Below are 5,095 nucleotides of genomic sequence, written 5' to 3'. Positions count from 1 at the left end.
CGGCCGGGCTGAAGGCGTGCTCGGCCTGGGAGGACGCGCCGCGGCCGGTGCTGGCGGACGATCTGCTGCCGGAGCGCGCGATCGCGGGGGATCCGGCGGCGCGCGAGCAGCTGGTGGAGGAGATCTACAGTCCTCTCGCGGAGGCCGGCTCGGCGCTCCTGGAGACGCTGAGCGTGTATCTGGAGCAGGCGTCCAGCCTCGAAGGCGCCGCGCGGATGTTGTTCGTTCACCCCAACACCGTTCGCTACCGGCTGCGACGTGTGACCGATGTCACGGGCTGGTCCCCGTCCGATGTCCGTTCGGCGTTTACTCTGCGTATCGCGCTGATCCTGGGCCGACTGACGGATGCGGAACCCCAGCCCTAGTAATTTGTTCGGACTCAACAAATCCCTCCGGTGTTCTTCGTCCCCGTCCCCACGGGCGGGGGACACCCCCGACAAGAGAAGGTTGAAGGGTGCTCGTACTCGCAGCTCCCGGCCAGGGCGCCCAGTCGCCCGGCTTCCTCACCCCCTGGCTCGACCTGCCCGGCGTCGCCGAGCGGCTGTCGGCCTGGTCGGACGTCGCCGGGCTCGACCTGGTCCGCGCCGGCACCGAGGCGGACGAGGACGAGATCCGCGACACCGCGGTGGCGCAGCCGCTGCTGGTCGCCGCCGGCCTCGTCAGCGCGTACGCGCTCTTCGAGGGCCCCGGGCCGCTGCGCCGGCAGGTCGGCATGGTCGCCGGCCACAGCGTCGGCGAGCTGACCGCCGCGGCGCTCGCCGGGGTGATCACCGACGAGGAGGCCATCGCGCTGGTCCGGGCCAGGGGCCTGGCCATGGCGAAGGCCGCCGCCGTCACCGAGACCGGCATGGCCGCGATCCTCGGCGGCGAGCAGGACACGGTGCTCGCGCACCTGGACCGCCTGGGCCTGACCCCCGCCAACGTCAACGGCGCCGGCCAGATCGTCGCCGCCGGCACCGCCGCGCAGCTCGCGGAGCTGGCCGCCGACAAGCCCGAGGGGGCGCGGCGCGTCATGCCGCTGAAGGTCGCCGGCGCCTTCCACACCGAGCACATGAAGCCCGCGGTGGCCGCGCTGGCCGCGGAGACCGCCCGCCTCACCCCCGCCGACCCGCGGATTCCGTACGTGTCCAACGGCGACGGCAGCGTCGTCGCGACGGGCACCGACATCGTCGAGCGCCTGGTCGCCCAGGTCGCCAGCCCGGTGCGCTGGGACGCCTGCATGGAGACCTTCGCGGCACACGGCGCGACCGCACTGGTGGAGGCCGCTCCGGGCGGCACGCTCACCGGACTCGCCAAGCGCGCCCTGAAGGGCGTGCGGGCGGTGCCGGTGAAGACTCCCGAGGACATCGAGAAGGCCCGCGCCGCCGTCGCCGAGACGGCCGCAGAGACGGCCGCCCCCACGGCCGCGGAGGAGAGCGCATGACCGCGAAGATCCGCCCCACCAAGGGTGCACCGTACGCCCGCATCATGGGCGTCGGCGGCTACCGCCCGACCCGCGTCGTGTCCAACGAGGAGATCCTGCAGTACATCGACTCCTCCGACGAGTGGATCCGCAGCCGCTCCGGCATCACCACCCGGCACTGGGCGGGCCCGGACGAGACCGTCGCGCAGATGTCCGTCGAGGCCGCCGGCAAGGCGCTCGCGGCGGCGGGCGTGACGGCCGAGCAGATCGACGCCGTGATCATCTCGACCGTCTCGCACTTCGCGCAGACGCCGTCGGTGGCCACCGAGATCGCGCATCTGCTGGGCGCCGGCAAGCCGGCCGCGTTCGACATCTCCGCCGCCTGCGCCGGCTTCGGGTACGGGCTGACGCTGGCCAAGGGCCTGATCGTGGAGGGCAGCGCGGAGCACGTGCTCGTCGTCGGCGTCGAGCGGCTCTCGGACCTCACCGACAAGTCCGACCGGACCACCGCCTTCCTCTTCGGCGACGGCGCCGGCGCGGTCATCGTCGGCCCCGCCGACGAGCCGGGCATCGGCCCCGCGGTGTGGGGCTCGGAGGGCGACAAGCACGAGACCATCAAGCAGACCGTGACGTGGGACCGCTTCCGCGTCGGCGACCCGGGGGAACTGCCCCTGGACGACAAGGGCGACGTGCGGTTCCCGGCGCTCACCCAGGAGGGCCAGACGGTCTTCCGCTGGGCGGTCTACGAGATGGCCAAGGTCGCCCAGGAAGCCCTGGACGCCGCCGGCGTCACGCCGGACGAGCTGGACGTCTTCATCCCGCACCAGGCCAACATGCGGATCATCGACTCGATGGTGAAGACCCTCAAGCTGCCGGAGCATGTCGCGGTCGCCCGCGACATCGAGACCACCGGCAACACCTCGGCCGCCTCCATCCCGCTGGCCATGGAGCGGATGCTGGCGACCGGGCAGGCGAAGAGCGGGGACACCGCCCTCGTCATCGGGTTCGGGGCCGGACTGGTCTACGCCGCCACGGTCGTGACCCTCCCCTGACCCGCGGCCGGGCCGCGCCCGGCCGCCGTGAAGCTCACTCCCACCGAGAAGAACCCTCAAGGAACGGAAAGAAGGAGTCCCCAAGATGGCCGCCACTCAGGAAGAGATCGTCGCCGGTCTCGCGGAGATCGTGAACGAGATCGCCGGCATCCCGGTCGAGGACGTCCAGCTGGACAAGTCGTTCACCGACGACCTGGACGTCGACTCGCTGTCCATGGTCGAGGTCGTCGTCGCCGCCGAGGAGCGCTTCGACGTCAAGATCCCGGACGATGACGTCAAGCAGCTCAGGACCGTCGGTGACGCCACCGACTACATCCTCAAGCACCAGGGCTGACCGACCGGCTCGCCCGCTGTCGCCACCTGGTCCCCCGCGCCCCCGGGCGCGGGCGGCGGCCCGCGGTGGCGCCGTAGTAACACCTCAACCTTCGGAGTGAGCATCGACGTGAACGCGACCGATCGCACCGTGGTCGTCACCGGAATCGGCGCCACCACACCGCTGGGTGGCGACAGCGCATCCACCTGGGACGGCCTGGTGGCCGGCCGTTCCGGCATCGCGGAACTGGACCACGAGTGGGCCGCGGACCTGCCCGTGCACTTCGCCGGCAAGGTCGCGGTGGAGCCCACCGAGACCATCCCCCGGCCGCAGGCCCGCAAGCTGGACCGGGCGGCGCAGTTCGCGCTGGTCGCCACCCGGGAGGCGTGGGCCGACGCCGGGTTCACCGCCAAGGCGGGCGAGGACGCCGCGGTCGACCCCGACCGGCTCGGCGCCGTCGTCGCCTCCGGCATCGGCGGCGTGACGACCCTGCTGGAGCAGTACGACAACCTCCGGGACAAGGGCGCCCGGCGCGTGTCGCCGCACACGGTGCCGATGCTCATGCCCAACAGCCCGGCGGCCAACGTCGGCCTCCAGATCAACGCCCGGGCCGGCGTGCACACACCGGTCAGCGCCTGCGCCTCCGGCGGGGAGGCGATCGGGTACGCGGTGGAGATGATCCGCACCGGCCGCGCCGACGTCGTCGTGGCCGGCGGCACGGAGGCGGCGATCCACCCGCTGCCCATCGCGGCGTTCGCCAACATGATGGCGATGTCGAAGAACAACGACGACCCGCAGGGCGCCTCCCGCCCGTACGACAAGGCCCGCGACGGCTTCGTGCTCGGCGAGGGCGCCGGCGTGCTGGTGCTGGAGTCCGCGGAGCACGCGCGGCGGCGCGGGGCGAAGGTCTACTGCGAGGCGGTGGGCCAGGGCCTGTCGGCGGACGCGCACCACATCGCGCAGCCGGAGCCGAGCGGGCGCGGGATCGCGGCGGCGCTGGAGAACCTGTTCGCGCACAACGACGTGACGCCCGCCGAGGTCGTCCACGTCAACGCGCACGCGACGTCGACCCCGCAGGGCGACGTGGCGGAGATCAAGGCCATGGAGAAGGTGTTCGGCGACGAGCTGCGGCACGTCCTCGTCTCCGGTACGAAGTCGATGACCGGCCATCTGCTGGGCGGCGCCGGCGGTATCGAGTCGGTGGCGTCGGTGCTGACGGTCGAGCGCCGCGTGGCCCCGCCGACGATCAACGTGGACGACCTGGACGACGACGTCGACCCGGAGCTGATCGCCGTGGAGGCGACGCCGCTGCCGAAGGACGGCCCGATCGTGGCGCTGAACAACTCGTTCGGCTTCGGCGGCCACAACGTGGTGCTGGCGTTCCGCTCGGTCTGACGCCGGGTCGGCACTGCCCGCACCTTCCTGTACGCACGCACGCACCGCCCCGGCGGGCCCGACGGCCCACCGGGGCGGACCGCTTGGTGCGGGGGTCAGACCACCTGGTGCAGCCAGCGGACGGGGGCGCCCTCGCCGGCGTAGCGGAACGGTTCCAGCTCGTCGTCCCACGGCTTGCCCAGCAGCTTGGCGATCTCCGCCTCCAACTGCGTCTCGCCGCGCTGCGCGCGCGCCAGCGCCGCGCGCAGCCGGTCCTCGGGGATGAGGATGTCGCCGTGCACGCCGGTGACGGCGTGGAAGATGCCGAGGTCGGGGGTGGAGCTGTAGCGCTCGCCTTCTGCGGTGGCGTACGGCTCGGCGGTGACCTCGAAGCGCAGCAGGTGCCAGCCGCGCAGCGCGGAGGCGAGGCGGGAGGCGGTGTCGGGCTCGCCCTGCCAGGAGAACTCCGCGCGCCACGTGCCGGGAGAGGCGGGCTGGGGGATCCAGTCGAGACTGATCCGGCCGCCGAGGACGCCGGCGACCGCCCACTCGATGTGCGGGCAGAGCGCCCGCGGGGCAGAGTGGACGAACAGAACTCCACGCGTCGTCACCGGGGGCCTCCATCCGCGGGCTCGAAGTTGCCTAGAGTAAACACCACGGGTCGCCTTTCCGGGTAAACAGGACACTCCGTTACCGGGTGCTATCCCGCCGCGATACGGCCCGTTGAGCACCAGCCAAGCTACCGTGCCGCCGTACCCCGCGCGTGCCGTACGGTCGGTCCTGGGCATGCTGACCTACGTTCGGAGGAGGACCTCGGGGGCGGGAGGGAGCGCAGGGATGCGCAGAGGGACGGCACTCGTCTGCACGGGGGCGGTCGCGTTGTCACTGCTCCTCGCCGGCTGCACCGGCGAGGGCGCGACACAGGGGAAGGACAGGGGATCTGCCGCGCCGTCA

At 72.5% G+C, this 5,095-nt stretch carries 6 protein-coding genes; 5 read left to right on the top strand and 1 reads right to left on the bottom strand.

Annotated elements, in window-relative coordinates:
• The 5 genes from H5J30_RS16940 to fabF form a co-directional block, all read left to right on the top strand.
• On the top strand, window positions 1–365 hold a 365-nt coding region (locus H5J30_RS16940), incomplete at its 5' end, for a PucR family transcriptional regulator (protein WP_181788265.1).
• A gap of 89 nt (window positions 366–454) precedes the next feature.
• Complete coding sequence (locus tag H5J30_RS16935) at window positions 455–1,423, top strand: ACP S-malonyltransferase (RefSeq protein WP_181788264.1); 969 nt, start codon at window positions 455–457, stop codon at window positions 1,421–1,423.
• Window positions 1,420–2,454 carry a ketoacyl-ACP synthase III gene (locus tag H5J30_RS16930; protein ID WP_181788263.1) on the top strand — a complete coding sequence of 345 codons (1,035 nt, stop codon included), beginning with the start codon at window positions 1,420–1,422 and terminating at the stop codon, window positions 2,452–2,454. Before H5J30_RS16935 ends, H5J30_RS16930 begins: the two co-directional genes overlap by 4 nt.
• Window positions 2,455–2,539: 85 nt before the next feature.
• Window positions 2,540–2,788 (top strand): acyl carrier protein, encoded by a 249-nt coding sequence (locus H5J30_RS16925; protein WP_018838976.1) that lies wholly within the window; start codon window positions 2,540–2,542, stop codon window positions 2,786–2,788.
• 108 nt (window positions 2,789–2,896) lie between these two features.
• On the top strand, window positions 2,897–4,162 hold the full coding sequence (gene fabF, locus H5J30_RS16920) for a beta-ketoacyl-ACP synthase II (RefSeq protein ID WP_181788262.1): 1,266 nt from the start codon (window positions 2,897–2,899) through the stop codon (window positions 4,160–4,162).
• 95 nt (window positions 4,163–4,257) lie between these two features.
• Here the strand turns inward: fabF and H5J30_RS16915 are convergent, their stop codons facing one another.
• Window positions 4,258–4,752, bottom strand: coding sequence for a DUF3145 domain-containing protein (locus tag H5J30_RS16915; protein ID WP_027743975.1), 495 nt, complete (start codon window positions 4,750–4,752; stop codon window positions 4,258–4,260).
• Window positions 4,753–5,095: the final 343 nt, after the last annotated feature.

Origin of the sequence: Streptomyces phytophilus (genome assembly GCF_013870535.1) — a bacterium.
Classification (GTDB): domain Bacteria; phylum Actinomycetota; class Actinomycetes; order Streptomycetales; family Streptomycetaceae; genus Streptomyces; species Streptomyces phytophilus.
This window is presented reverse-complemented; position numbering and strand designations above follow the sequence as displayed.